Origin of the sequence: Streptosporangium sp. NPDC002721, from assembly GCF_042888905.1 — a bacterium.
Lineage (GTDB): Bacteria > Actinomycetota > Actinomycetes > Streptosporangiales > Streptosporangiaceae > Streptosporangium.
The window spans coordinates 1-21,159 of sequence record NZ_JBIAQI010000033.1 but is presented as its reverse complement, the minus strand read 5'-3'; the positions used below and the strand labels follow the sequence as shown (position 1 = coordinate 21,159).

Annotated in this window: 29 protein-coding genes; 13 read left to right on the top strand and 16 right to left on the bottom strand. The window is 63.9% G+C overall.

Annotated features, from left to right (window positions below):
• Positions 1 to 44: 44 nt before the first annotated feature.
• A complete protein-coding gene (locus tag ACFYWM_RS37220; RefSeq protein WP_389924058.1) occupies positions 45 to 287 on the top strand; it encodes a hypothetical protein in 243 nt (80 codons plus the stop codon).
• A 283-nt stretch (positions 288 to 570) separates the two neighbouring features.
• On the opposite strand, the gene ACFYWM_RS37215 is transcribed toward ACFYWM_RS37220, so the two are convergent.
• Positions 571 to 1,044: a MarR family winged helix-turn-helix transcriptional regulator gene (locus ACFYWM_RS37215; protein ID WP_389924055.1), complete on the bottom strand. Its 474-nt coding sequence runs from the start codon at positions 1,042 to 1,044 to the stop codon at positions 571 to 573.
• A gap of 86 nt (positions 1,045 to 1,130) precedes the next feature.
• Between ACFYWM_RS37215 and ACFYWM_RS37210 the strand changes: the two genes are divergently transcribed.
• Positions 1,131 to 1,505, top strand: coding sequence for a VOC family protein (locus ACFYWM_RS37210; RefSeq protein ID WP_389924052.1), 375 nt, complete (start codon positions 1,131 to 1,133; stop codon positions 1,503 to 1,505).
• A 68-nt stretch (positions 1,506 to 1,573) separates the two neighbouring features.
• On the opposite strand, the gene ACFYWM_RS37205 is transcribed toward ACFYWM_RS37210, so the two are convergent.
• Positions 1,574 to 2,005, bottom strand: a complete 432-nt coding sequence (locus tag ACFYWM_RS37205; RefSeq protein ID WP_389924049.1) for a hypothetical protein — start codon at positions 2,003 to 2,005, stop codon at positions 1,574 to 1,576.
• A gap of 173 nt (positions 2,006 to 2,178) precedes the next feature.
• Here ACFYWM_RS37205 and ACFYWM_RS37200 point away from each other — a divergent pair, with 173 nt between their 5' ends.
• Positions 2,179 to 3,597, top strand: coding sequence for a M20/M25/M40 family metallo-hydrolase (locus tag ACFYWM_RS37200; RefSeq protein ID WP_389924046.1), 1,419 nt, complete (start codon positions 2,179 to 2,181; stop codon positions 3,595 to 3,597).
• 185 nt (positions 3,598 to 3,782) lie between these two features.
• On the opposite strand, the gene ACFYWM_RS37195 is transcribed toward ACFYWM_RS37200, so the two are convergent.
• Entirely contained in the window at positions 3,783 to 4,154 is a 372-nt protein-coding gene (locus ACFYWM_RS37195; protein WP_389924043.1) for a DUF5997 family protein, read from the bottom strand.
• 55 nt (positions 4,155 to 4,209) lie between these two features.
• On the opposite strand from ACFYWM_RS37195, the gene ACFYWM_RS37190 reads away from it, so the two are divergent.
• Both ACFYWM_RS37190 and ACFYWM_RS37185 read left to right on the top strand, forming a co-directional pair.
• Positions 4,210 to 4,983 carry a LysR family substrate-binding domain-containing protein gene (locus ACFYWM_RS37190; protein ID WP_389924040.1) on the top strand — a complete coding sequence of 258 codons (774 nt, stop codon included), beginning with the start codon at positions 4,210 to 4,212 and terminating at the stop codon, positions 4,981 to 4,983.
• A 124-nt stretch (positions 4,984 to 5,107) separates the two neighbouring features.
• Complete coding sequence (locus ACFYWM_RS37185; RefSeq protein WP_389924037.1) at positions 5,108 to 5,467, top strand: helix-turn-helix domain-containing protein; 360 nt, start codon at positions 5,108 to 5,110, stop codon at positions 5,465 to 5,467.
• A 15-nt stretch (positions 5,468 to 5,482) separates the two neighbouring features.
• On the opposite strand, the gene ACFYWM_RS37180 is transcribed toward ACFYWM_RS37185, so the two are convergent.
• The gene (locus ACFYWM_RS37180; protein WP_389924034.1) at positions 5,483 to 6,085 is read right to left on the bottom strand and encodes a ClpP family protease; all 603 of its coding nucleotides are present in this window, start codon (positions 6,083 to 6,085) and stop codon (positions 5,483 to 5,485) included.
• Positions 6,082 to 6,708 carry a ClpP family protease gene (locus ACFYWM_RS37175; protein ID WP_389924032.1) on the bottom strand — a complete coding sequence of 209 codons (627 nt, stop codon included), beginning with the start codon at positions 6,706 to 6,708 and terminating at the stop codon, positions 6,082 to 6,084. The genes ACFYWM_RS37180 and ACFYWM_RS37175 overlap by 4 nt, the downstream gene beginning before the upstream one ends.
• Positions 6,709 to 7,262: 554 nt before the next feature.
• Between ACFYWM_RS37175 and ACFYWM_RS37170 the strand changes: the two genes are divergently transcribed.
• Positions 7,263 to 7,880: a hypothetical protein gene (locus tag ACFYWM_RS37170; RefSeq protein ID WP_389924030.1), complete on the top strand. Its 618-nt coding sequence runs from the start codon at positions 7,263 to 7,265 to the stop codon at positions 7,878 to 7,880.
• A 71-nt stretch (positions 7,881 to 7,951) separates the two neighbouring features.
• Here ACFYWM_RS37170 and ACFYWM_RS37165 read toward each other — a convergent pair whose 3' ends face one another.
• The 6 genes from ACFYWM_RS37165 to ACFYWM_RS37140 form a co-directional block, all read right to left on the bottom strand.
• Positions 7,952 to 8,290 carry a helix-turn-helix domain-containing protein gene (locus ACFYWM_RS37165; protein WP_389924028.1) on the bottom strand — a complete coding sequence of 113 codons (339 nt, stop codon included), beginning with the start codon at positions 8,288 to 8,290 and terminating at the stop codon, positions 7,952 to 7,954.
• Positions 8,287 to 8,649, bottom strand: coding sequence for a type II toxin-antitoxin system RelE/ParE family toxin (locus ACFYWM_RS37160; protein ID WP_389924026.1), 363 nt, complete (start codon positions 8,647 to 8,649; stop codon positions 8,287 to 8,289). The genes ACFYWM_RS37165 and ACFYWM_RS37160 overlap by 4 nt, the downstream gene beginning before the upstream one ends.
• A gap of 150 nt (positions 8,650 to 8,799) precedes the next feature.
• Positions 8,800 to 9,252: an ASCH domain-containing protein gene (locus tag ACFYWM_RS37155; protein WP_389924023.1), complete on the bottom strand. Its 453-nt coding sequence runs from the start codon at positions 9,250 to 9,252 to the stop codon at positions 8,800 to 8,802.
• A 6-nt stretch (positions 9,253 to 9,258) separates the two neighbouring features.
• Complete coding sequence (locus ACFYWM_RS37150; protein WP_389924020.1) at positions 9,259 to 9,660, bottom strand: hypothetical protein; 402 nt, start codon at positions 9,658 to 9,660, stop codon at positions 9,259 to 9,261.
• A gap of 228 nt (positions 9,661 to 9,888) precedes the next feature.
• Positions 9,889 to 10,488 carry a hypothetical protein gene (locus ACFYWM_RS37145; protein WP_389924018.1) on the bottom strand — a complete coding sequence of 200 codons (600 nt, stop codon included), beginning with the start codon at positions 10,486 to 10,488 and terminating at the stop codon, positions 9,889 to 9,891.
• Between the two features lie 123 nt (positions 10,489 to 10,611).
• Positions 10,612 to 10,740: a hypothetical protein gene (locus tag ACFYWM_RS37140; protein ID WP_389924015.1), complete on the bottom strand. Its 129-nt coding sequence runs from the start codon at positions 10,738 to 10,740 to the stop codon at positions 10,612 to 10,614.
• 114 nt (positions 10,741 to 10,854) lie between these two features.
• On the opposite strand from ACFYWM_RS37140, the gene ACFYWM_RS37135 reads away from it, so the two are divergent.
• The 4 genes from ACFYWM_RS37135 to ACFYWM_RS37120 all read left to right on the top strand — a co-directional run bounded on the left by ACFYWM_RS37135 (position 10,855) and on the right by ACFYWM_RS37120 (position 13,039).
• Positions 10,855 to 11,241, top strand: coding sequence for a type II toxin-antitoxin system RelE/ParE family toxin (locus tag ACFYWM_RS37135; protein WP_389924012.1), 387 nt, complete (start codon positions 10,855 to 10,857; stop codon positions 11,239 to 11,241).
• Positions 11,238 to 11,567 (top strand): helix-turn-helix domain-containing protein, encoded by a 330-nt coding sequence (locus ACFYWM_RS37130; RefSeq protein WP_031170124.1) that lies wholly within the window; start codon positions 11,238 to 11,240, stop codon positions 11,565 to 11,567. Before ACFYWM_RS37135 ends, ACFYWM_RS37130 begins: the two co-directional genes overlap by 4 nt.
• Before the next feature lie 555 nt (positions 11,568 to 12,122).
• Positions 12,123 to 12,515 (top strand): hypothetical protein, encoded by a 393-nt coding sequence (locus ACFYWM_RS37125; RefSeq protein ID WP_389924009.1) that lies wholly within the window; start codon positions 12,123 to 12,125, stop codon positions 12,513 to 12,515.
• Positions 12,512 to 13,039 carry a DUF6036 family nucleotidyltransferase gene (locus tag ACFYWM_RS37120; RefSeq protein WP_389924006.1) on the top strand — a complete coding sequence of 176 codons (528 nt, stop codon included), beginning with the start codon at positions 12,512 to 12,514 and terminating at the stop codon, positions 13,037 to 13,039. Before ACFYWM_RS37125 ends, ACFYWM_RS37120 begins: the two co-directional genes overlap by 4 nt.
• 354 nt (positions 13,040 to 13,393) lie before the next feature.
• On the opposite strand, the gene ACFYWM_RS37115 is transcribed toward ACFYWM_RS37120, so the two are convergent.
• Together ACFYWM_RS37115 and ACFYWM_RS37110 are read right to left on the bottom strand one after the other, a co-directional pair.
• On the bottom strand, positions 13,394 to 13,993 hold the full coding sequence (locus ACFYWM_RS37115) for a hypothetical protein (RefSeq protein WP_389924003.1): 600 nt from the start codon (positions 13,991 to 13,993) through the stop codon (positions 13,394 to 13,396).
• A 123-nt stretch (positions 13,994 to 14,116) separates the two neighbouring features.
• Positions 14,117 to 14,683 carry a hypothetical protein gene (locus ACFYWM_RS37110; protein WP_389924000.1) on the bottom strand — a complete coding sequence of 189 codons (567 nt, stop codon included), beginning with the start codon at positions 14,681 to 14,683 and terminating at the stop codon, positions 14,117 to 14,119.
• A gap of 527 nt (positions 14,684 to 15,210) precedes the next feature.
• Between ACFYWM_RS37110 and ACFYWM_RS37105 the strand changes: the two genes are divergently transcribed.
• Both ACFYWM_RS37105 and ACFYWM_RS37100 read left to right on the top strand, forming a co-directional pair.
• On the top strand, positions 15,211 to 15,549 hold the full coding sequence (locus tag ACFYWM_RS37105; protein ID WP_389923998.1) for a hypothetical protein: 339 nt from the start codon (positions 15,211 to 15,213) through the stop codon (positions 15,547 to 15,549).
• Positions 15,546 to 15,833: a hypothetical protein gene (locus ACFYWM_RS37100; RefSeq protein WP_389923996.1), complete on the top strand. Its 288-nt coding sequence runs from the start codon at positions 15,546 to 15,548 to the stop codon at positions 15,831 to 15,833. Before ACFYWM_RS37105 ends, ACFYWM_RS37100 begins: the two co-directional genes overlap by 4 nt.
• Before the next feature lie 497 nt (positions 15,834 to 16,330).
• Here ACFYWM_RS37100 and ACFYWM_RS37095 read toward each other — a convergent pair whose 3' ends face one another.
• From ACFYWM_RS37095 to ACFYWM_RS37085, 3 genes are all read right to left on the bottom strand, one after another.
• The gene (locus ACFYWM_RS37095; protein ID WP_389923994.1) at positions 16,331 to 17,197 is read right to left on the bottom strand and encodes a hypothetical protein; all 867 of its coding nucleotides are present in this window, start codon (positions 17,195 to 17,197) and stop codon (positions 16,331 to 16,333) included.
• Positions 17,198 to 17,216: 19 nt separating this feature from the next.
• The gene (locus ACFYWM_RS37090; RefSeq protein ID WP_389923991.1) at positions 17,217 to 18,608 is read right to left on the bottom strand and encodes an AAA family ATPase; all 1,392 of its coding nucleotides are present in this window, start codon (positions 18,606 to 18,608) and stop codon (positions 17,217 to 17,219) included.
• Positions 18,609 to 18,851: 243 nt separating this feature from the next.
• The gene (locus ACFYWM_RS37085; protein ID WP_389923988.1) at positions 18,852 to 19,694 is read right to left on the bottom strand and encodes a GntR family transcriptional regulator; all 843 of its coding nucleotides are present in this window, start codon (positions 19,692 to 19,694) and stop codon (positions 18,852 to 18,854) included.
• Between the two features lie 125 nt (positions 19,695 to 19,819).
• On the opposite strand from ACFYWM_RS37085, the gene ACFYWM_RS37080 reads away from it, so the two are divergent.
• A complete protein-coding gene (locus ACFYWM_RS37080; RefSeq protein WP_389923985.1) occupies positions 19,820 to 21,097 on the top strand; it encodes a replication initiator in 1,278 nt (425 codons plus the stop codon).
• Positions 21,098 to 21,159 lie beyond the last annotated feature (62 nt).

Below are 21,159 nucleotides of genomic sequence, written 5' to 3'. Positions count from 1 at the left end.
GATCGGGCACGCCCTCGCCCGCTTTCCAGCCATCGGGAGTCCCCATGAGAATCCGCCGAACATCCGCCGCGGTCGCACTCGCAGTGGCGCTGGGCACCGGCGTCACTGTCACCGCCACACCCGCCGCCGCGTACACGCACGCGCACGCGTATGCCACCGTCATCGGCTACTACCCCAGCGCCGCCAGCTGCCACCAGTTCGGCCAGCAGGGCGTGACCAACGGCACGTGGCCCTGGTACACCTGCTTCCAGTCGGGCAGCGTCTGGGCCCTCCAGGTGCCCTGGTAGACCTTCGCGAGTCCCGGGCGAGCGGCGTGGATCTCCGGACGACCCCGCCGTCCGCCCGGCCATCGGCCGCGCGGACTCCAGGACGGCGGCCCACTCCACCGGGCACGCCCCGGGCACCGGCCCGGAACGACAACACCGCCCCACCCCATCAGCGGCGCGGCACGACGACGCCACCCCACCTCACCCCATCACCTATGCGGCACGACGACGCCATCCCGGCCCGAGTTCCGGTGTGTTCCAGGGGCCGTCGCGACAACGGCGAGCCGTTCTCGTGCCGTGGCACCTACGCGCCGGCGTCGTCGGCCAGGCGCTGGAGATAGCCCGCGAACCGCCGCCGGTCCTGCTCGGCCCAGGAGGCGGTCAGCTCCTCGAACACCCGGCGCTGCCAGTGCCTGGCCCCTTCCAGCAACTCCTGCCCGCTCTCCGTGAGCCGCAGGGAGGCGCGGCGCCGGTCGCGTTCGGAAGTGGCGCGGGCGAGGTAGCCCGCCTCGACCGCGTCCCTCACCATGCGGCTGGCGCCCGAATGGTCAAGCCCGAGCCGGTGCGCCACGGTGCCCACGGTGACCGCCTCATACGCTCCCGCGACGGGCGCCGTACCGGCCGGGTGCGCGTTCGTGGCCACGGCCTCGACGACCAGGATGTGCTGCACGTGGCCCAGCTCGCCGGTCAGATCCTCCGACGCCCGTCCGGCCCACCTGCGCGACCAGAAGCGCACCAGCCGGAACAGCGTGGGTCCTCCGTCGTCCCCCTCTTCCATGCGCTCACCCTACGGCAATTTGCATGCGATACGCACATATGATTGTGTGCGTATCGCATACGAATTCACCGAGGAGAGGAACTTCCATGACCATCGTCATGAACCACCTGATCGTCCCCGCCACCGACCGGAACGCGGCGGCCGCGTTCCTCGCCGACCTGCTGGGGCTGCGGGTCGGCCCGCCCTCCGGGCCGTTCGCGCCGGTAAGCGTCAACGACGACCTCACCCTCGACTTCGACGACCGCCACCGGCCCCAGCCCGGCCACTACGCGTTCCTGGTCGACGACGACACCTTCGACGCGGTCATGGAGCGGCTCGCACGGAACCCGGCGATCGACTACGGCTCCGGCCCCGCGAACGGCTGGGACCGCGACGTCAACCACCTCGGCGGCGGCCGCGGCGTGTACGTGCGCGACCCCGACGGGCACAGCTACGAGCTGTTCACCGCCGTGCCGCAGTGATCCCCCTTTTTCCGTCCGGCGCACCGGTCCCGCTCCGCCGTCATGGAGTTCTCGTCAACTGCGGCCGATCACGAAGGGAGCCAGGACGGCCACCAGGGCGGTTCGCAGTCACCGGTGATCCCTTCGGTGGCGACGTCATGAACGATCATGGCTGTCGGCCCGGCGATGGAGGTGAGGACGGCCAGAAGCATCAGAATCGCCTTCAGCCAATCGCGACGCGCGACCCAGGGAAGACGGGCGAGCAGAACGACCGGAAACGTGGCGAGCAGAGAGACCCCGGAAACAATCGGAAAGACAACAAAACGGCTCGCCGCCCAAATCAATCCGGCCAAATTCTCTCCAGCGCTTGAATCGCCGAGACAGTAGCCTTGCGTCCTGGCCACCAGGAGAATGTCCAGGACGGTTCCCAGCGTCGCGCACATCAACGCGACAACCGCCGAGACCCCGCAGCCCGTGGCCCAGAGCACGTCACTTTCCGCTGAGGTGTTCCGCTCGGTCACGGCGCAATCAAAACAGGCGCCCATGCGCTTCGAGCGCAGAGAATGTGAAGATACGGTGCACGCCCTCAAAGGGATCTCGCGTATCCGGCGACCCCGCCGATCGTCGGGTGAGGGTTTCTCGGTGCCCTGCCCTCGACGAGCCCCTGGTTGATCTCGGATACCATAATCCGGCCATGGATCACAGAAGAGTTCACGAAGCGGTCGTCAAGAGCTGGAACGAGGACGTGCTGCCCAGCCTTTCCGGTCTGGTGGAGATCCCCGCGTTGTCGGCCGCCTTCGACGCCGCCTGGGAGCGGAACGGCCACCTGCGAGCCGCCGCCGACCACGTGCGTGACTGGATCGCCTCGCGTGGCCTGCCGGGCGCCCGGTGCGAGGTCGTCCAGTTCGACGGCCGCGCCCCGCTGCTTCTCGTGGACGTGCCCGCGACCGCCGGCGCCGTGGCGAGCGGCACCGTGCTGCTCTACGGTCACCTCGACAAGCAGCCCCCGCTCGGCGACTGGTCCGACGGGCTGGGTCCGTGGCAGGCGGTGGTGCGCGACGGACGGCTCTACGGCCGAGGCGCGGTCGACGACGGATACTCGGGCTACGCGGCCACGACCGCGCTGACCGCGATCCACGCGGCGGGGGGCGAACACGCCCGGACGATCCTGCTGCTGGAGACCGGTGAGGAGTCCGGCAGCCCGGACCTGCCCGCCTACCTGGAGCACCTGTCCGGCCGCCTCGGCGACGTGTCCCTGGTGATCTGCCTGGACGGCGGCGGTGGCGACTACGAGCGGATGTGGCTGACCGAGAGCCTGCGCGGCGGGGTGCAGGCGACCGTAACGGTGCGGGTCCTGGAGACGTCCGTACACTCCGGGGTCGCCAGCGGTATCGTGCCGAGCTCCTTCCGCGTCATGCGCCGGCTGCTCGACCGGGTGGAGGACTCCGTGACCGGCGAGGTCACCGTCCCCGAGATGAACGTGCCGATCCCCGAGAAGGCACGGGCCGAGGCCGAGGCGCTCGCCGCGCTGGAGCCGGGAGCCGCCGCGCGCCGTTATCCGCTCGTCGACGGGATGCGCGCGACCTCGGACGACGACGTCGAACTCATCCTCAACAACACCTGGCGGCCGACGCTGTCGGTGATCGGCGCGGCAGGGCTCCCGGACCCCGCGGTGGCGGGAGCCGTGCTGCGCGCCTCGACGTCCCTGCGGCTGAGCTTCCGGACCCCGCCGACGGTCGACGCCGAGGTCGCGCGAGCCGCGCTGGTGAGGATCCTGACAACCGACGTGCCGTACGGCGCACGGGTCGAGGTGGGCGACTTCCTCCTGCTGAACGGCTGGCAGGCCCCGGCGATCGCGCCCTGGCTGGCCGCGGCGCTGGAGGAGATCGGCGACCGGGTGTTCGGCAAGCCGTGCCGCGGTTTCGGCCTCGGTGGCGGGATCCCGTTCATGGAGATGCTCAACCGGCGCTATCCGGACGCCCAGTTCGTCGTCACCGGCGCGCTGGGAGCGGACTCGAACATGCACGTGCCCGACGAATGGCTGAACATCGCGTTCGCCGAGCGGGTGACCGAGGCCGTCGCGCACATCCTCGACGCGCACGCCCGCAACTGACCCCTCGCCGAGGCGACCGGCGCCGGGAAAGAGGCAGGCCCGGGACAACTACCCGCCGGACACACCAAAGATCATTTCCCCAGGACCGCCTGGTCGTCCACACCCCGTTCCGAGGATCAGGAACGGGGTGTTCCGGCTGCCGAGGATGCGTCCGGGCCGGGAGAGCCGTGCGGGATCCCAGCTGTCTAGCGCTGCTTGAGGCGGAGTGCTTCCTTGCGGACCTCGACCTGGAGGGCCTGCTCGCGCTCCAGCCATTCCGGGTTCTCCGCCTTCAGCGCATCGATCTCTGCGGTGGTGAGCGGTCCGGTGATCCCGCCTCTGAGCAGGCCGGCAACGGAGACCTTGAGCTTCGCGGCGATGACCTGCTTGGTGTGCGGGCCGTTGCGGCGCAGGTCGGCGAGCCAGGCGGGGGGCGTCGCCTGCAACTCGTTCAGCTCGTCCCTGGAGACGACACCCGCCTGGAACTCGGCGGGAGTGGCCGAAAGGGGGACACCCAGCTTCTTGGCCGCGGTCGCGGGCTTCATCGTCTGGGTCGTCTTCGGTTTGGGCGAGGTCATGGCATCAAGGGTAGCCAGCCGGAACAGGTTCCCCTGACATCGATACCCTGAGGAAGTGACTGATGGAGAGACCGGCAGGACGTTTCGACTGGCCTACGTGCCCGGGGTGACCCCCGCCAAATGGGTCAACGTCTGGACCGAGAGAACGCCCGACGTGCCGGTCACCCTGGTCGCGGTCCCGGCCGCCGAGGCGGTGGGGCTCCTGCGGAACGGCGGCGCCGACGCCGGATTCGCCAGGCTGCCGATCGACCGGGACGGGCTCAGCGCGATTCCCCTCTACACGGAGACCACGGTGGTCATGGTCCCCAAGGACCACACGGTGACCGCCGCCGACGAGGTTTCCGTCGCCGACCTCGCCGACGAGGAGGTGTTCCATCCTCTGGACGACACGGTCGAGTGGACGGTACGGCCCGGCCTGCCCGCGTTCACCCGCCCGGCCACGACGGCGGACGCGGTCGAGCTTGTGGCGGCCGGCACCGGGATTCTCCTGGTTCCGCTGTCGCTGGCCCGCCTCCACCACCGCAGGGATCTCACCTACCGGCCGGTGACGGACGCTCCGCAGTCTCAGGTCGCGCTGGCCTGGCCCACGGACGCGACCACCGACCTGGTGGAGGATTTCATCGGCATCGTCCGCGGCCGGACGGTGAACAGCTCGCGTGGCCGTACCCCCGCCTCCCCCGCCGCTCCCGCCTCCCCCGTCTCCCCCGTCTCCCCCGTCTCCCCCGCGAAGAAACCGGCACAGCGGCAGGCACAGAAACCCGCGCAGAGCGGCTCCGGTCGCCGGGCCGTACCGGCCGGCCGCAAGAAGAAGGGCAACCGGCCTCGATAGCCAGGGGCTCGGCGGTCGGGATCTTGATGGCCTGGATCTTGTCGGCCAGGACAGGGGGGCGGGAACGGTTCTGCTCTGCGCGAAGCAGGCGGAACGCGAACGCACTGTCTATTTATGGTGAGACATGGCCTTCTCTGTCCCGCCGCTGCGCCCGGTGATCGATCGGACCGACCCCAAGCCGTCTCCGGCTCGCGAGCCGCTGTGGCGGCACGCGCTCGGTGAGTGTCTCAGGGGTCTTCGTCACGAGCGGGGCGAGAAGCTGAGCGAGACGGCGCGTCGCGCCGGCGTCTCGCCGCAGTATCTCTCCGAGATGGAACGAGGCCTCAAGGAGCCGTCGAGCGAGATGATCGCCGCGGTCGCCGGCGCGCTGGACGTCACCCTGATCGATCTCACCCTCGCCGTCGCCGAGAACCTGCGGTCCGCCCAGAGCAGCAGCGCGTCGACAGGTGCCACCTGCTCGGCGGCGTACGCCCTGGCCGCGTAGCGCGGCCTGCCGGGCTCATCTGTGAGCCGGTGAGTGCTCCTCGATGATCTCGTCGAGGAGCCCGTACTCCAGGGCGGCGGTCGCGGTGAACACGCGGTCGTGATCGGTGTCGGCACGCAGGGTCTCGATGCTCTGGCCCGTGTGCCGTGACAGTATGCGCTCGATGTCCGCCCGGACACGTACGACCTCGTCGGCCTGCAGGATGAGGTCGGGGATCGTTCCGCGCCCCTGGGCAGCCGGTTGGTGCAGGATTATCCGTGCGTGCGGGAGGGCGGCACGTTTTCCTTCGGCGCCCGCGGCGAGAAGGACGGCACCCACCGCGATGGCCTGTCCGACGCAGGTCGTCTCGACCCGCGGGCGGATATAGCGCATGGTGTCGTAAATCGCGAGCATCGCGCTCGGGTCCCCGCCCTCGCAGTTGATATAGAACTGTATGGCGGCATCGGGGTTGTCCGACTCCAGGAAAATGAGCTGCGCGACAAGCGCGTTCGCGACGCCCGCGTCGATCGCGGTTCCCAGATAGACAATTCGCTCGGTGAGCAGGTGCGAGTAGACATCCATGATCCGCTCACTACGGGAATTCCGGGCGATGACGTTGGGGATCGTGTACGTGGTCACTGGCCGACTCCTTCGGTGACGCCGAATCCGGGCCGCGGGCGAGTGTGCGGTGCGATTTCGTCGAAGCTCTGGACGATTCCGTCTATGAAGCCGTAGTTCAGCGCCTCCTGCGCCGTGTACCAGCGATCGTGCAGAGAGTCCTCGAATATGCGCTCCACGGACTGGCCCGTGTCCTGCGCGATGAGACCGAGCACCGTGTCGCGAGTGTGCCGGAGGTCCCCGGCCTGCAGCTCGATGTCGACCGCGGTGCCGCCGATTCCGGCCGAACCCTGGTGCATCAGGACACGTGAGTGCGGCAGGGCCCGGCGCTTCCCCCGGGCGCCCGACGACAGCAGGAACTGCCCGGCGCTGTAGGCGATTCCCAGAACAAGGGTCGAAACGTCACAGGGAATGAGCCGGATGATGTCGCGGATCGCGAGCATCGACGGAACCGAGCCGCCCGGGGAGTGAATCCACAATGCGATGTCGGCCGACGCGTCCTGCGTGGCGAGTGCCATCAATTGCGTGGCGAGCAATGTCCCGTTGTCGTCGTTGAGAGGGCCGTCGAGAACGAGCACACGCTGCTCGTAAAGCTGATGTCTCACCCGCGCGTTGAACAGTGGAATTTTCGATTCTTCACTCATGCGTCCATCATGTGGGGCGGTCCGGATCGAAATCGACGCGATCTGCCCGGGGCGGATCTGCTCTGAGCAGAGTGAACTCGGTCTCCGGCCGGATTCGTAGCATCGCGGCCGGGAACCGGCCGAGCCTCGTTTCCGCTGCCCGCGCTTTCCCCTGCCAGCGCGTGATGCCCGCCCGGCCGGGCCGCACCGGGTCCCGCGCGATGGCCGATCACGGTGCGGCGCCGCGCCCGGCTCCCTGGGAATGATCGTGGCCGCCCGGCAGATCACCTCGTCCGGCCGCCCAGCCGCTCGTACGCCGACCCGGTCATCAGCGACAACACGCTCACCATCGACCTGGACGAAGGCCCGCGCGCAGTGCGCCGCACCACCGGTCCGCAATGTCAGAGCCAACCCCTGCCGACCAAGAGCACCACCACAAGGACAAGATCTTCAGTAGCCTTCCAGGCGTTGTGCGGAGTCGTGATCGATCTGGACACGCGGCCTCGACCCGGGCCACGGTGGTGAGGCCCGACCGGCATGCCGGACTCTCATGAGCCCGGGTGAAAGGACACCGCATGACGCCTTCCCGCAACCGGGTCACCCCCATGGGGGACATCGTGGCGATCTCGCTGCGCGGCGCCTGGACGGGGAACCGCGGCATCATCCATTCGGGCGAGCACATCGTCCGCTTCCACGCGGGCGACCTGTGGATCACCTGTGCGCTCAGGTTCAAGGAACGGCGGCAGGAACAGTGGCGCCCCGATCACTACACCTTCCTGTACTTCCACGACGAGGCCGTCTCGTTGGCGGCCGGGCATCGCCCGTGCGCGGAATGCCGCAGGGACAGCTACAACGCCTACCGCTTCGCCTGGGCCGAGGGGCTACGGGTCGACGTGCCGTCCAGCCGGGCGATGAATCGGCAGCTGCACGGCGAGCGGCTCGTCCGGGGCACGCGCCAGAGGCGTATCCACGAGGCCCCCTGGGCCGGCCTGCCCGACGGTACCTTCGTCCGGCTCGACGCCTCCTCCGCCGTCGTCATCGGCCCTCGGCTCGTCAAATGGACGTCCGAGGGATACCGGACCCGCCACCCACGGCCCGTACGGGGACTCGCCGACGTCATCACCCCGCCCTCGACCGTCGCCGCGTTGAACGCCGGATACCCGGTGCAGATCGACGACTCCGCGCGTGAGTGACGCCATCCCCGCCTCACCGCTTCAAGGGTCGCCGGGACCGCCGAAACTGCGAGCATCCCTCATGGGCACGATCACCCCGTACGACGACCGCGAGGCGTATCGAGCACCATGGCCGAGTCGCCGAAGTCGGCCACGATCTTGAGCTGACCTCCGAGCGCCGTCACGTAGGCGGCCAGGGTGGCCACTTCGCTGATCACTCCGCTCTCGATCTGTGAGATACGGGCCTGTGACACGCCCATCGCCTGAGCGACATCCTCCTGCCGTAGACCGAGCTTGCGTCTGGCTTCAGCGAGTTGGTAGGCACGCTGGCGGGCTACGAGCCCGTCGCGGAGTTGAGCGACCTCCTGCTCATCGCCGGGCTCGACAAGCTCGGCACGCAGTTCCTCCCATGTCACTGCCTGATCGCTCATTGCTTCCTCTCCTTGAGATACCGGGCAAACCGCACCTCTGCCGTTTTGATCGCCACGTCATACCAACCGCTCCAGTCGCCGGACCTGTCCCCGGCGACCAGGAACACAGCTTGACGCCAAGGGCCGAAGACGAAGAGCATCCGCACCTCGCTCCGCCCACTGGATCCAGGTCTCAACTCCTTGAGGTTACGGATGGTCGATCCTTGAAGCGTGTCCACCAAGGGCCGCCCCAAACCGGGACCTTCCTCGGCGACCCGATCCAGGGCCGCAGCTATCAGCAACAGCGTCTGCCGATCCGTTTTCCGTAGCTCGTGAAGCCGGTCACGGACCTCCGGGACGATCAATATCTGCCAGCTCACCCCAGCATAAGAAATTTCTTATGCTGATCCAAGAGGAGCTTTGGCCACTCAGTGTGCCGACGTCGCCACGATCGCCTTTGAGGTTGGAGCGCCCCCTGCTCAATGAGACATATGACGCGTCTCGCAGGTCCCATCTGCCGTGTGTGGCCGTCACGTTGCGCGGAGATCGGCGATGACACGGAAACGTTCCAAGACCACCGAGGTGGCGTCGTCCACGGCGAAGGTGGCATCACCCAGCGCCGAACGCATCTCCTGACCATGCCAGAACGCCTCATGAGCCGCACGCCACTGCGCGATGGTCGCATGGCCCTCGCCCTCATCCAGCGCATGGGCCGCATCCACCTCCCCCAGCGGTACGACCCGAACGCTCGTCACCTCGATAACGGCCACCGGCCGGTCGGCGGAGTCCACCACCACAGACCGCCCACCCCTCTCGGGCAGCGGCAGCCCCTCGCGCTCGTACTCGACGGCCAGACTGGTCGTAGCGATCTTGCGACCGCCGAGGATCGCGGCGACAAGCGTGTCGCGCAGCGGGCCGGGGAAGGCGAACTCCGCCTTCGGCAACAACGCGGGATCGATCGGCGTGTTGAAGCCAGACGTCATGCTGCATCACTGTAACGACTGGAAACGCCGCTCGATCACGACGGTGATCCGCGACAGGGTTCGGTGCTGATCGGGCCAACCGTGCGCGATCGGCCCCTTGGCCGGCTCCTGCTCCAGCGCGGCGAGTTGCCGCTCGCCGAGCCGGGACAAAGAGGCAGACCCGTGCGAGCGCAACGCCTTGGCCCCGCTGACCCGCCACTGCCCGGGCCATCGCTGAACGGACCGGACATTGATCCGCAGATCCCAGGTGATGACCGTGCTGGATTCGTCTCGGGCGAACCTCTCGGCTGCCTGCAGCCACGCCCTTTCACGGAACGCCCTTCGCTCGAAGGACAGTTCCCCGCCTTGTGCGTACCTCATGATGCGGTGCACCCGGAAATCAACGCATGTCAGAAGCCACGACGCCACGAGTTCAACCCGGTAGTCACTAACGCCCCGTTCCGAAGATCGGATACGGGGCGTTCTGGCTGGTGGGCACTACTGGGTTCGAACCAGTGACATCTCGCTTGTAAGGCGATCCGAGCGGGGGCGCGACCAGGGCCGATACCGCACCTGACCTGGGCGTACGGTCCACGACCGTCCACCGGCGTCCGCCCCCGTCCGGGGTCGTTGTCACCCAGTTGGTCACTCATCGATTCAGAAGTTCTCGTTCCACAGATACCAGGAACCCTGGTAGTGCTCGACGTCGGCTTCAAATTCTTCCTCCTCGGGCAGTTGAGGCTCCCCCTGCGGGCTCCATATGACGCCACGCTCATAAATGCCGTCCCACCCACCGGCCAGTGCGAAGCGCACGGTGTTCCCATACCGTTCGGCCCAGGAGACGTCGAACAGCCCTAGCGTTCCAGGCCCCATCTTCCAGTCTGCGTTTCCCGCCAACACCGACCGTGCGACCTTTTCGAAACTCCCCTCGGACAACGCGAACCTGGATCTCTCCGGTTCTCCTAGGGCACCCAGCGCCAACAGCGGGATCACGACGACCACTGGCGCCGCCCAGCGCAGCAGGTTTCGCCTGACTCCCGGCCGCCGCTCCGGAACGAAAAGTTCTACGGCGAGGCGCGCAAACCAGACCACGCCAAGTACGAAGAACGCGAGAAGAGCGGGCAGGGCCCACAGAGGGCCGATGCCAGGAAAACTCCCCGCGTACAGGAGCAGGGTGCCCAGGACCGTCAGCGAGCCGATCAGAGGCAGCCCCGGTGCTCCGATCGAACTTCTCAGGGACCGCTCTTGCAGAGTCACGGCAACTCCAACCAGGGTCGATCAAGGCATCCCATGATCCATTCGAATCTTATCCATAGACCCCAATAAGCGCAGAGCACCGGAAACCGGGAGTTCTACCCAGAGTGACTGCCGCCTGATTCGTCACCCAGAGCTCACGCTCTCCCGCGGGTCATCCGCCCAGACGTCCCAGCCGGTGCTCCACAGCTCTGAGGCGTGATAGCCGAACCGGTCGAACAGGCCGTCGTCCTGGTAGCGACACAAGCGCATCATCGACGATTCTCCTCCGCGGTCACGGCGCAGGCGGACCGGTCAATCTTGTGAAGGAGTCTTTCCAACCTCGTCGAAGCTCCACTCCAAATATGAGCCAGAGGTTATATTCTGAAGATGACCTGGGAGATCGTCCTGCTGGAACCCGTAGAGTCCTGGTTCCTCAAACTCTGTGAGAGTGATCCGGACTCGGCGGCCCTCGTCGAAAAGGCGATCGACCGGCTCGCCGAGGTCGGCCCCGCCCTCGGGCGCCCCTTGGTGGACACGTTGGAGGACGACGACCTGAACAACCTGAAGGAGCTTCGTCCAGGGTCGCGAGGACGGTCAGAGATTAGAATCATCTTCATCTTCGATCCCGACAGAGAAGCGGTCTTCCTCGTGGCAGGAGACAAGGCAGGCAAGTGGTCGCGCTGGTACGACGAAGCGATCCCGCTGGCCAAGTCTCGCTACATGGAGTACCGCGTGGAGAAGAAGGCCGAGCAGAGCAAGGAGGACAGGCGATGAGCCCTGCGCGCCGCTGGCAGGAGGTCAAGGCTGAGGCCCACCGGCTTCACCCCGAGCTGGCCACTCCCGAGCGACAGGCTGCCGCTGAAGCCGAACTGGATGCGTACGTGGCGGGGTATCACCTGAAAGAGCTGCGTAAGTCGCTGGGCAAAACCCAGGCCGAGGTCGCTGCCGCGCTCGGCATCTCCCAATCACGGGTCTCTCAGATCGAAAACGGCGACCTTGACGCCATGGAGCTGGAAACTCTCCGGGCCTACGCGGCTGCGCTGGGCGGGCACGTCGAGGTGACGATCAGTGTCGGCCCACACTCCGTCAAGGTCGCCTGAAATCAGCCGAGCCCATTCGAGACAGCTGCCCAACGGGGGCATCTCACGCGTGAAGGCGACATCTGTCCAACCGACGCTGCGATGCGCGTGGCGGGCAAAAAAGAGTCCTTGACCTGTTTTTAGCAGGTCAGGGGCTTGTGGTGGGCACTACTGGGTTCGAACCAGTGACATCTCGCTTGTAAGGCGATTCGAGCGGGGGCGTGACCAGGGCGGATACCGGCCCTGACCTGGGCGTACGGTCCACGGCCGTCCACCGTTGTACGCCCCCGTCCGGGGTCGTTGTCACCCAGTTGGTCACTCACGTATGCCGTCTTCCTCGGCGAGGTCACTCTCGACCTCGAAGGAAGCAAAGAACGGAAGTTCCCGCTCGGCCGACCGCCTCGACAGGCTCGGCTCCAGAACTAGGTGAGACTCCGTCTCTGACCGCCGACCTGCTGGGTGATGTACTTCCTCGCGCCTCGCTCTCACAGCTGCGAGTTTAGGCTGGCCCACCTCCACGAGCAGGGCTGATCCAACCGATCACCCTGCGTCGGGCATTGGGCTACCGTGATATCTATGAAGCGCGTCCGGCAGTATCAAGCCGCCTCCATCTCGGTGCTCGCAGGCTGGCTGGCCGATCATCCCAACGAGGAGACACGCTGGCGTCTGGTCGCCGAATTCCTGGAGGAGTACCGGCACGAGCCATCTGTGGTCCGGCTCGACCTGTTGTCCCTGGAGCCCTCCAGCGTGGGTGATATTCACTGGGACGTCTTCCTTGCCGCGCTCGCCGAGCATCTCGCCGCGAAAGACGGTCATGCCGGCCCCTCCTGGGCCGAATCACGGCGACTCCACCAGTTCTGGTTCCCCTTCAACACTCCAGCAGCCCGTGTCGACGCATTCGTCCACGCACCTGCTTCCTTCCGCCGCCGTGGAGTCTTCATCCACCCCCAGGAGCTAGAGGTCGCATGAACGACGCTCCTCTCCTCGATCGGGCTGCGATCGAGGACGCGTTCCGACGCCTCGGTGATCGCCTTGCTCGCCGCGGGGTCATCGCCGATCTTTACATCTTTGGTGGAGCAGCCATGGCATTGGCCTACGACGCTCGCCGGTCCACCCGCGACATCGACGCCGTCTTCGAACCGCACGGGATCGTCCTTGACGAGGCACGCGCGGTCGCCTCAGAGCTTGGGCTGCCGTCATGGTGGCTCAACGAGCAGGCCAGTGCCTACGTCGCTCCGGGCGGAGACAGTTCGGCCCGACGCGTCTTCGACCATCCTGGGCTGCGTGTATCCGCAGCATCGCCGGAACATCTATTGGCGATGAAAGTTCTGGCTGCCCGCCGAAGGGATATCGGCGATATTCAAGCTCTTGTCGAGCGCCTCGCCCTTGGCTCAACCGATGAGGTCCTTGCTCTGTGTGCGGAGATCTTTCCCGACGAACCTGTCCCTGATCGGGCTCGTCTCATGCTGGAAGATCTGTTCGACGAAGGCTGAGCACGCTGGGCTTGATCCGGACTGACGGACATCCGAGATCAAGGGCTCGTTTCGGAAGGATGTCCAGAAACCGTCCTACAAGCAGGACCACCTCATGCTCATGTATGGCACGGAGGCCATGGACGACATCTTCGAGAGTTAGTCACTCACGCCCCGTTCCGAAGATCGGATACGGGGCGTTTTGGCTGGTGGGCACTACTGGGTTCGAACCAGTGACATCTCGCTTGTAAGGCGATCCGAACGGGGGCGCGACCAGGGCCGATACCGACCCTGACCTGGGCGTACTGTCCACGGTCGTCCACCGTTGTCCGCCCCCGTCCGGAGTCGTTGTCACCCAGTTAGTCACTCATCGATTCAGAAATTCTCGTTCCACAGATACCAGGAACCCTGGTAGTGCTCGACGTCGGCTTCAAATTCTTCCTCCTCGGGCAGTTGAGGCTCCCCCTGCGGGCTCCATATGACGCCACGCTCGTAGATGCCGTCCCACCCGCCGGCCAGTGCGAAGCGCACGGTGTTCCCATACCGTTCGGCCCAGGAAACGTCGAACAGCCCTAGCCTCCCAGGCCCCATCTTCCAGTTTGCGTCTCCCGCCAACACCGACCGTGCGACCTTCTCGAAACTTCCCTCGGACAACGCGAACCTGGATCTCTCCGGCTCTCCCTGGCTACCCAGCGCCAACAGCGGAAAAACGATGATCAGTGGCGCCACCCAGCGCAGCAGGTCTCGCCTGACTCCCGGTCGCCGCTCCGGAGTGAAAAGTTCCACGGCGAGGCGCACAAACCAGACCACGCCAAGCACGAAAAACGTAAGGAGAACAGGCAGTATCCACAGAGGGCCGATACCAGGAAAACTCCCCGCGTACAGGAGCAGGATGCCGAGGATCGTCAGCGAGCCAATCAGAGGCAGGCCCGGTGCGCCGATCGAACTTCTCGGGGACCGCTCTTGCAGAGTCACGGCAACTCCAACCAGGGTCGATCAAGGCATCTCATGATCCGCTCGAATCCTATCCATGGACCCTGATAAGCGAAGAGCACCGGAAACCGGGAGTTCTACTTAGAGTGACTGCCGTCTAATTCGTCACTCAGAGCTCACGCTCTCCCGCGGGTCGTCCGCCCAGACGTCCCGCCCGTTGCTCCACAGCTCGGAGGCGTGGTAGCCGAACCGGTCGAACAGCCCGTCGTCCTGGTAGCGGCGCAGGTGCATCATCGGCGAATCGTGACCGACGAGCTTGGCCAGGTGCGGCGTCACGAGCATCTCGGAGTCGAAGCGGAAGACGCTCATCGCGATGTGCTCGTCTCCGAACCTCGCCTCGATACCGGGTACGTTCCGAACCTCCTCGATCTCTGAGAGGGTGATCCGGATGCGGGTGGAGACCGTCAGGGGGACGTTCTCCACCTCCTCCCGGCGGCGGGTGACCTCGCTGTCCGGGTCCCCGATCAGGAACCGGATCTTGCACCCCTGCTCGGCCTTGCGCTTGAGAACCTTGGCGAGGTTGGGGTGCTCCAGCCACAGGAAATAGTTGGTGTACCCGGCGAAGACGATCTCGTTGCGGGCCGAGGTGATCAGGTTGCGCCAGATCGACTTGGGACAAGCCGACCGATAGGGGTAAACGGTCAGAACCTCTCGATCCGGGCCGGTCTTCACGGTGTTACGGATAGCTTCTGGCCACAACACGGACGTATCAACTCCTAATGCCTCGGCGGCGGCCAACTGGTGCCGGAGGTGCGGAACTCGTGCCTCATCCTGTAACCAGCGTTCCACCGTCTTAACATCCACTCCGCAGCGATCCGCCAGGTTCTGGTTGCTCAGCTTCGCATCGAGCATGGCGCGACGTAAGGGGACGTTGGCCACGGTGCACCTCGCGGAGTGAGGACGTCAGGGACGTTTTCGACTCTAACTTTGAAACGTCCTGGACGTCTCTGGAACGCGGTGGGTTCGTCACCCAAATGGAATGACGCTTACTCCATGTCAATCCCCGTGATTCTGGAGGACCTCCAGGCGGCTTTTCCCGGATGGTGTATTTGGCGTAGTTCTGCGGGTCGTTTGTGGGCCACCCGGAACGGCCGGCACCTTACCGACGAGGAGGTGAATCGCGGCCTCTATCGGACAATCGACGCCGACGGCGTTGCCGAACTCGCTCAGCAGCTCCGCGACCAGGAGGGGCTGGAGTCATGAGCACCCTCGACAGGAAAGAGCTGGCTCAACGATGCCCGGCCGCCCTGGCTGCTGAGCGCCTGCGGATCGGTCTCGAACACTGCGGCGTCGCGGCCGACGTCCACCAAGGGCACGGGGTCTCCCTGGTCTCCGTCTGGACCAATCTCGTGGTCTGGACGGACGGGCTTGCCTACCGATGGTGGACGGGGAAGATCTCAGCGAAGACGGGCCGCCGCTTGTACCGGGTCTACGGCGTGGACAATCCGATCACCGTCGCTCACTGCGTCGCTCAGCGGTACGAAGAACTTCGTAAGGTTTCCAACTGGTCCAAGGACGTCGCGGAGCGCACGTCGTGATTCTGCTCGATGAGTGCCTGAGCCCGCATGTGGTGATGCCGCAGCGAGATCACATCCGTCTGGACTGGCGAGAGCCGTACCCGACGCTTGAACGGGCACGCTCGGTGGCCTGGACCTGCTGGTGCCGTGCCACGGTCTACGAACTGTGCGAGGGCGCCGGTCAGGCGTTCATCCGGCGAACCATTCAACTCGACAACGGCCATCAGGTCCGAGAAACCCTTCCCTGGCCAATCAATGAGGCTCGGGCGATCTGGACGGCGCTGCTGTCCGGAAAAGCCCGGTAGAACGGGCGTGGCGGCGTGGGATCTGGAGGGACCCGTGTCGCCACGCCTCCAGCAAAAAGAAATACGACCGTCCGCTTTTCAGGTGAATCAATCACCCTGGTCGGGGAGCGTAGACCGTGCTGTTCGGCGAACTCTCCGGTCCATACTTGGAACGCCTCGTACAGGTTGACGAGCGTATTGTCTAGATCGAAGAGCGCAAGCCGTTGCATGGCGGCATCATTACGAATCTAAGTGCCTGCTTGCAAACGGCAGGCGGTCACAGCACAGAGCAGGCTCGCTGCGCTCAAGCAGCATATGCAGTTTAGGGCGTGTGTTCAGGTAAAGCGCCGATGCCGTGTCCCATGTACACAGTGCCCCGGCCAATGACCCGCCCTGCCATCCGACGGCAAGTGGACCCGTACCGCAGGGCCGTCAGGCCCGAGGAACGGAAGCCGCGCGGCAGATTCACATCTCTTAACTAAATCTCAAGCTCAAAGGAATTAAACTTTTTAAGCCAGTCACTTAATAAGATCGCAAGCCCAAACTTCGCGCCCCATTTTACGCCCCCATGCACCCACTTCTGCATAGAGAATAGTGCGACATAATAGATCGCAAGAAAAAGCTGCTCTGAAAGCGCGCTCAAGAGTGTCAGGACGCATAGACACACCGCTCTTCTTTCGAAGAAGGACCGATAGTGATCGCACTAGATCATGCCCTGAACACATCCGCTTTGGGTCAGATATATCAAGTAATTCTGTCATGAGATCTGCAGCTAGATCTTTGGGTCCACGCGCAACCTGATCATTAGACCTTTGGATTGCCTTCACAGTAAGTTGTTCAATATCTACCATTCTGCAATCGTCAGCGACCACCTCACCAAGAGGAAAATCTTGTAGGCGTAGGCCAAGTCCGTCTCTTACAGATATGAGTCGAAGCACTCCCAAAGGAAGAGCGAGCGAAATTACCGCCTGCTCGATACTTACACAGCCTAATGACACTGTAATCGAGCGTACAGCATCTACACTGCTGAAATTATTAGCCACCCGTTCACAAAGTGAACCCGATAGAAATATTGTCGCATCGAGATCATACATATCGCTGTAAAATGTGTTAAGCGGGGGAGAGTCACCAGTTACTATATCCCCAAAATCCCTATCGAGAACTGCGCCAACTTCTCGCATGCCAGCATCATTCACCATTGACATTACTCGCTCAATGATTCCCTTCCCATATCCAGGTATAACATTAACTTCATCATCATTTATATGACCAGCGAGTGCCGCGTCATCACTGTCACCTTCAACAATCAGGATGGCACGTTTCTCAACAGGCTTAAGCATTAAAACGTAGGCATAAAGATCATCGGCAGTTAGACGTTCACGCATCGGGGGGCTCTATAGTCCTCTAGTCTTGGGGGGCAAGCGCGACCGCTCGTGACCACCATGTATGAATTATTTGAGGAGAGTGGGTCGCGATAATAAACCTAAGCGAAGTAAGATTAGCAATACGTATAATATCGCTAAGGAACGCCTGTTGCCAGGAAACATGCAGTGAGATCTCTGGCTCGTCGATAAGAACTAGACTGTTCTCTTTCGTATTAAATAGAAGGTCATAGACGAGAACCAGCTCATGCTGCTCTCCGGAAGAGAGCTGATCCGGGACTATTGTTGTCCCAGTTTGCGTCGTTATGAACGTTAGTCCCCTGTCGCGGTCGATAACAATTTTCTTGTGAAGGAAGCGAGAGTTAACAATTTCAGTAAATAGCTCTACCCGGTCCAGGAGTGGACTGAAGGTCGCCAGTTTCTTCTGGGTGTCGTCCAAATAATTCCACAGAACCAGGCATTGCCAGTCATCCATCTTTCCTTCAGGGAGAGGTAGCTCATCTGATGTATCAAGGAGGGAAACGGCGGCGAGACGTTTCCTAAGCTCTCCCTGTTCGTTGTATCTTTGCCTAATGTTCTCCTCAGTAGCCTCTATCGGCCTAATCCGATTATGTAGCAGTCTTCGCGGAAATTTTCGGTCCAACTGTTGCGATATGCGAGAATTTTGCGCCTGAGCTTCCTTAATGCGCCGAATAAGGTCTTGCGAGAATTCCAGCACAGTTGCTTGCTGAGGATCCGATTCGTCCCGTCTACGAGGTCTCGGATGTGCATTTAATAGACGCTGAGTTTCGATCAAATGAATTTCTAGTGATTCTAGAAATTTCTTAATTGGGCCTGGCATAGTACTTGCAGCATCTCGCATTTCCCGCAAAGCTCGCGGAGTAAGTCGCAAGTTCTTATAGGATAGCTCTTGGATATCTACTATTTCACCCGTCCTTGCATCACGCCAAATATTTGGCCCTATACGAATGAGATCATTTTCGCGTTCTAGCATACGGATATAGCGAGGATCCAGGTCGCCATACATGCCAGCATTCCAAACAATGTCTTCAGTGCCAGGAAGAGACAACCTAAACACAATGGGGCTTTCCTCGGGGACGTCAATTAACGCCAGCTGCTCCCCTTCGCCCTTACTAACAACAAGCAGAGTTCCATCAGAGAACGCGAACCGCGCGGAACTAAATGGAATAGACCTCAACTTGCCGACTTTGGGCGAGAAAGTTGCCGCGATCAGTTCAAGAAATTTTGTCTTACCGACCCCATTCGGCCCATGTAGAATTACGAACTCCGAGTCAGCATTAAACTTCACTATGTGATTAAACTGACCCAGCAATCCACTAACTTCTATTCCGGTTAGGGTTGGTGGCGGAGCTTCCGATTCCTCATCTGCCCTCATCGTCTGTATCACTGCCATGGCATGATCCTAGAACAGGACGGCTCCGAAAGGAACAAGGCATAGAAGTAAGCAAGGAGGGGCTAGGAATAAATGACCGCAATGGGTTGTAGTGTTCCATTTTGCTTGTGAACGCCCAACAAGCTCGCGTGGGCGGCGCTGGTCGCGACCGGCCGGAGAGCCGCAGCGCGGCCAGCGACGGCCCGACGCGCGCAGGCCGCCGCAGGCGGACTGCCTTGAACCAGTAAAGAAACTCTGAGCCCACTACACCCTGAGTGAGACCTGTCCATCTGATCCGGCCTGGTCATGCTCACTGGCTGCTGCGGCTTCAAAGCGATCGCCAGGGGCTTCGATCTCGGTGAACTCCAGCGGGCGGCCGTCCTTGCTGAGCATCAGCCGGCGGACCAGCAACAAGGGTGTGCCGATGGGCTCCATGTTGAGGTCCTCGTAGGTCTCGCCGTAGGGCATCTGGGTGTGGACCGAGGTGATCCAACGCAGCGGTCCGTGGGTGCGCTCCAGGTGGGCGTAGTAGTCCTCGGGTTCGATCTCGGAGTCGATCTCCATACCTCTGCCCTCGCCGGTGATCGTGGCGACCTGGTCGGCCAGGAGGTAGGAGTACAGGTGGATGCGGGCGCGGGTCTTGGTGTGCTGCCAGTAGGCGTAGCGGTAGACGCCCATGCGGCCTCGGCGCACGCCCAGAACGTCGGCCTTGCTGCCCTCGATGGTCATGAACAGTGCCGAGTTGGGAGTGACGCGGCCTGCGGTGCGTTCGGCCTCGCTGGCGACGGTTACGTGTTCCCATCCCTGCTTGGCGGGGTCGTACGTGGGGCTGAGCAGGTCTTCGCGCTCCGAGCCGCCCATGAGGATGAGGCGGCGGTCAGGGGTGGGGCGGACGAAGGTGCCCCGGCCGTGGGCGACGGTGAGCAGCCCTTCCCCGACGAGCTGGGCGATGGCCTTGCGGATCGTCGGGCGTGAGGTGGCGTACTCGTTGGCGAGGAACGCTTCACCGGGAAGTGCCTGTCCTGGCTGGTAGTGGTCCTGCACCACGTCAGAACGCAAGAGGTCGGCGATGATTCGCCACCGGGCGGCGCCCTTGTCATCGGTCATGCCGAGTTCTCCTTCTTCCACGTTTGCTCTTTACAAGAGGTAGCACGTGTTGTTTACCATGTCCACATGGGCCAAGACGTAGCACGTGTTGGAGTACCTGTCGGGAGCGAGCGAAGGAGGACGTCATGAACAGCAAGGAGAAACCGCAGCACCGCACCGCCGACCAGCAGCCGGAATGGCTGGTCGATCTCGCACGGGTGATCAACGATCCGGGCTACGACCGGTGGCGCTCGATGGTCACGGCGACCGGAGGGTGCGCCCACCCGGTGCACCTGGCGGGCGAGTCATTGACCGTCAATGCGACCAGCGGTGAGGTGCTGCACAGCTACCGCACGACGGATGAACCGTCCGGGCATCTATTGGTGGCCTGCGGCAACCGGCGGGCCTCGGTGTGTCCGTCCTGCTCGGAGGTCTACCGGGCCGACACTTTCCAGTTGATCCGGGCGGGCCTGTCCGGCGGCAAGGGTGTCCCGCAGGAGGTGAGCAGGCATCCACGGGCGTTCGTCACGCTCACCGCTCCCTCGTTCGGGCCGGTGCACACCCGACGAGAGAAGGGTGGGACGGTGCGGGCCTGCCGCCCCCGTAAGCGCGACAAGGTCTGTGAGCACGGGCATCCGGTCGGCTGCCATGCTCGCCACGAGCCAGGAGACGCACGGCTCGGGCAACCCATCTGCGGCCGGTGTTACGACTACGTGGGCGCGGTGCTGTGGCAGGCTCACGCGGGCGCGTTGTGGCACCGCTTCACCTTGGAAGTGCGGCGCACCCTCGCCAGCGAGGCGGGGCTGAGCCGTCGGGAGTTCGCCAGGCGGGTCCGGGTGTCGTTCGCCAAGGTCGCCGAGTACCAGCGGCGCGGCCTGGTGCACTTCCACGCCATCGTCAGGCTCGACGGTCCGGGCGGCGGGAGTGAGGTCCCTCCGGGCTGGGCTGATCACGGCCTGCTCACTCGGGCGATCCCTCCAGCGGTCCAGCGGGTCACGGTCACCTCTCCCCCGAGCGATCTCGGCCGGTGGGACCTGGTCTGGGGTGATCAGCTCGACATCCGACCCATCCTGCTCGACCAGGCGGCGGACGGGTTGAGCGAGCGGGCGGTGGCCGGCTACATCGCCAAGTACGCCACCAAGGGCGCCGAAGCCTCCGGCACCGTCGACCATCGGCTGTCGTGCCCGGCCTGCGGCGGTCGTGGGCGGTTGAGCCTGATGGCCTCCTGCGGTCGCTGCCGCGGAACGGGCTTGAAGCCGGGCCTGCACCTGGACGCGCTACCCGTCAGTGAGCATGCCCGGCGGATGATCCACACCTGCTGGGAACTGGGCGCACGTCCCGAGTACAAGGCGCTCCGGCTGCGGCCTTGGGCGCACATGCTGGGATTTCGCGGCCACTTCTCGGATCTGGCAAGATTTTCGTGATGGGTGACGGTGAGTGTTCGCGGTTATGCAAGCAGGACCCGTTTTCGTAAGAGCAAGAACCC

Excerpts from the sequence above, each read along its gene's own strand:
- ACFYWM_RS37185 (WP_389924037.1), top strand. The coding sequence starts at position 5,108 with ATGGCCTTCTCTGTCCCGCCGCTGCGCCCGGTGATCGATCGGACCGAC.
- ACFYWM_RS37155 (WP_389924023.1), bottom strand. The coding sequence starts at position 9,252 with ATGACGTCTGGCTTCAACACGCCGATCGATCCCGCGTTGTTGCCGAAG.
- ACFYWM_RS37085 (WP_389923988.1), bottom strand. The coding sequence starts at position 19,694 with ATGACCGATGACAAGGGCGCCGCCCGGTGGCGAATCATCGCCGACCTC.
- ACFYWM_RS37135 (WP_389924012.1), top strand. The coding sequence starts at position 10,855 with ATGACCTGGGAGATCGTCCTGCTGGAACCCGTAGAGTCCTGGTTCCTC.
- ACFYWM_RS37175 (WP_389924032.1), bottom strand. The coding sequence starts at position 6,708 with ATGAGTGAAGAATCGAAAATTCCACTGTTCAACGCGCGGGTGAGACAT.
- ACFYWM_RS37140 (WP_389924015.1), bottom strand. The coding sequence starts at position 10,740 with ATGATGCGCTTGTGTCGCTACCAGGACGACGGCCTGTTCGACCGGTTC.
- ACFYWM_RS37130 (WP_031170124.1), top strand. The coding sequence starts at position 11,238 with ATGAGCCCTGCGCGCCGCTGGCAGGAGGTCAAGGCTGAGGCCCACCGG.
- ACFYWM_RS37210 (WP_389924052.1), top strand. The coding sequence starts at position 1,131 with ATGACCATCGTCATGAACCACCTGATCGTCCCCGCCACCGACCGGAAC.
- ACFYWM_RS37165 (WP_389924028.1), bottom strand. The coding sequence starts at position 8,290 with ATGAGCGATCAGGCAGTGACATGGGAGGAACTGCGTGCCGAGCTTGTC.
- ACFYWM_RS37220 (WP_389924058.1), top strand. The coding sequence starts at position 45 with ATGAGAATCCGCCGAACATCCGCCGCGGTCGCACTCGCAGTGGCGCTG.
- ACFYWM_RS37170 (WP_389924030.1), top strand. The coding sequence starts at position 7,263 with ATGACGCCTTCCCGCAACCGGGTCACCCCCATGGGGGACATCGTGGCG.
- ACFYWM_RS37090 (WP_389923991.1), bottom strand. The coding sequence starts at position 18,608 with ATGGCAGTGATACAGACGATGAGGGCAGATGAGGAATCGGAAGCTCCG.
- ACFYWM_RS37215 (WP_389924055.1), bottom strand. The coding sequence starts at position 1,044 with ATGGAAGAGGGGGACGACGGAGGACCCACGCTGTTCCGGCTGGTGCGC.
- ACFYWM_RS37125 (WP_389924009.1), top strand. The coding sequence starts at position 12,123 with ATGAAGCGCGTCCGGCAGTATCAAGCCGCCTCCATCTCGGTGCTCGCA.
- ACFYWM_RS37195 (WP_389924043.1), bottom strand. The coding sequence starts at position 4,154 with ATGACCTCGCCCAAACCGAAGACGACCCAGACGATGAAGCCCGCGACC.
- ACFYWM_RS37105 (WP_389923998.1), top strand. The coding sequence starts at position 15,211 with ATGAGCACCCTCGACAGGAAAGAGCTGGCTCAACGATGCCCGGCCGCC.
- ACFYWM_RS37120 (WP_389924006.1), top strand. The coding sequence starts at position 12,512 with ATGAACGACGCTCCTCTCCTCGATCGGGCTGCGATCGAGGACGCGTTC.
- ACFYWM_RS37080 (WP_389923985.1), top strand. The coding sequence starts at position 19,820 with ATGAACAGCAAGGAGAAACCGCAGCACCGCACCGCCGACCAGCAGCCG.
- ACFYWM_RS37200 (WP_389924046.1), top strand. The coding sequence starts at position 2,179 with ATGGATCACAGAAGAGTTCACGAAGCGGTCGTCAAGAGCTGGAACGAG.
- ACFYWM_RS37095 (WP_389923994.1), bottom strand. The coding sequence starts at position 17,197 with ATGCGTGAACGTCTAACTGCCGATGATCTTTATGCCTACGTTTTAATG.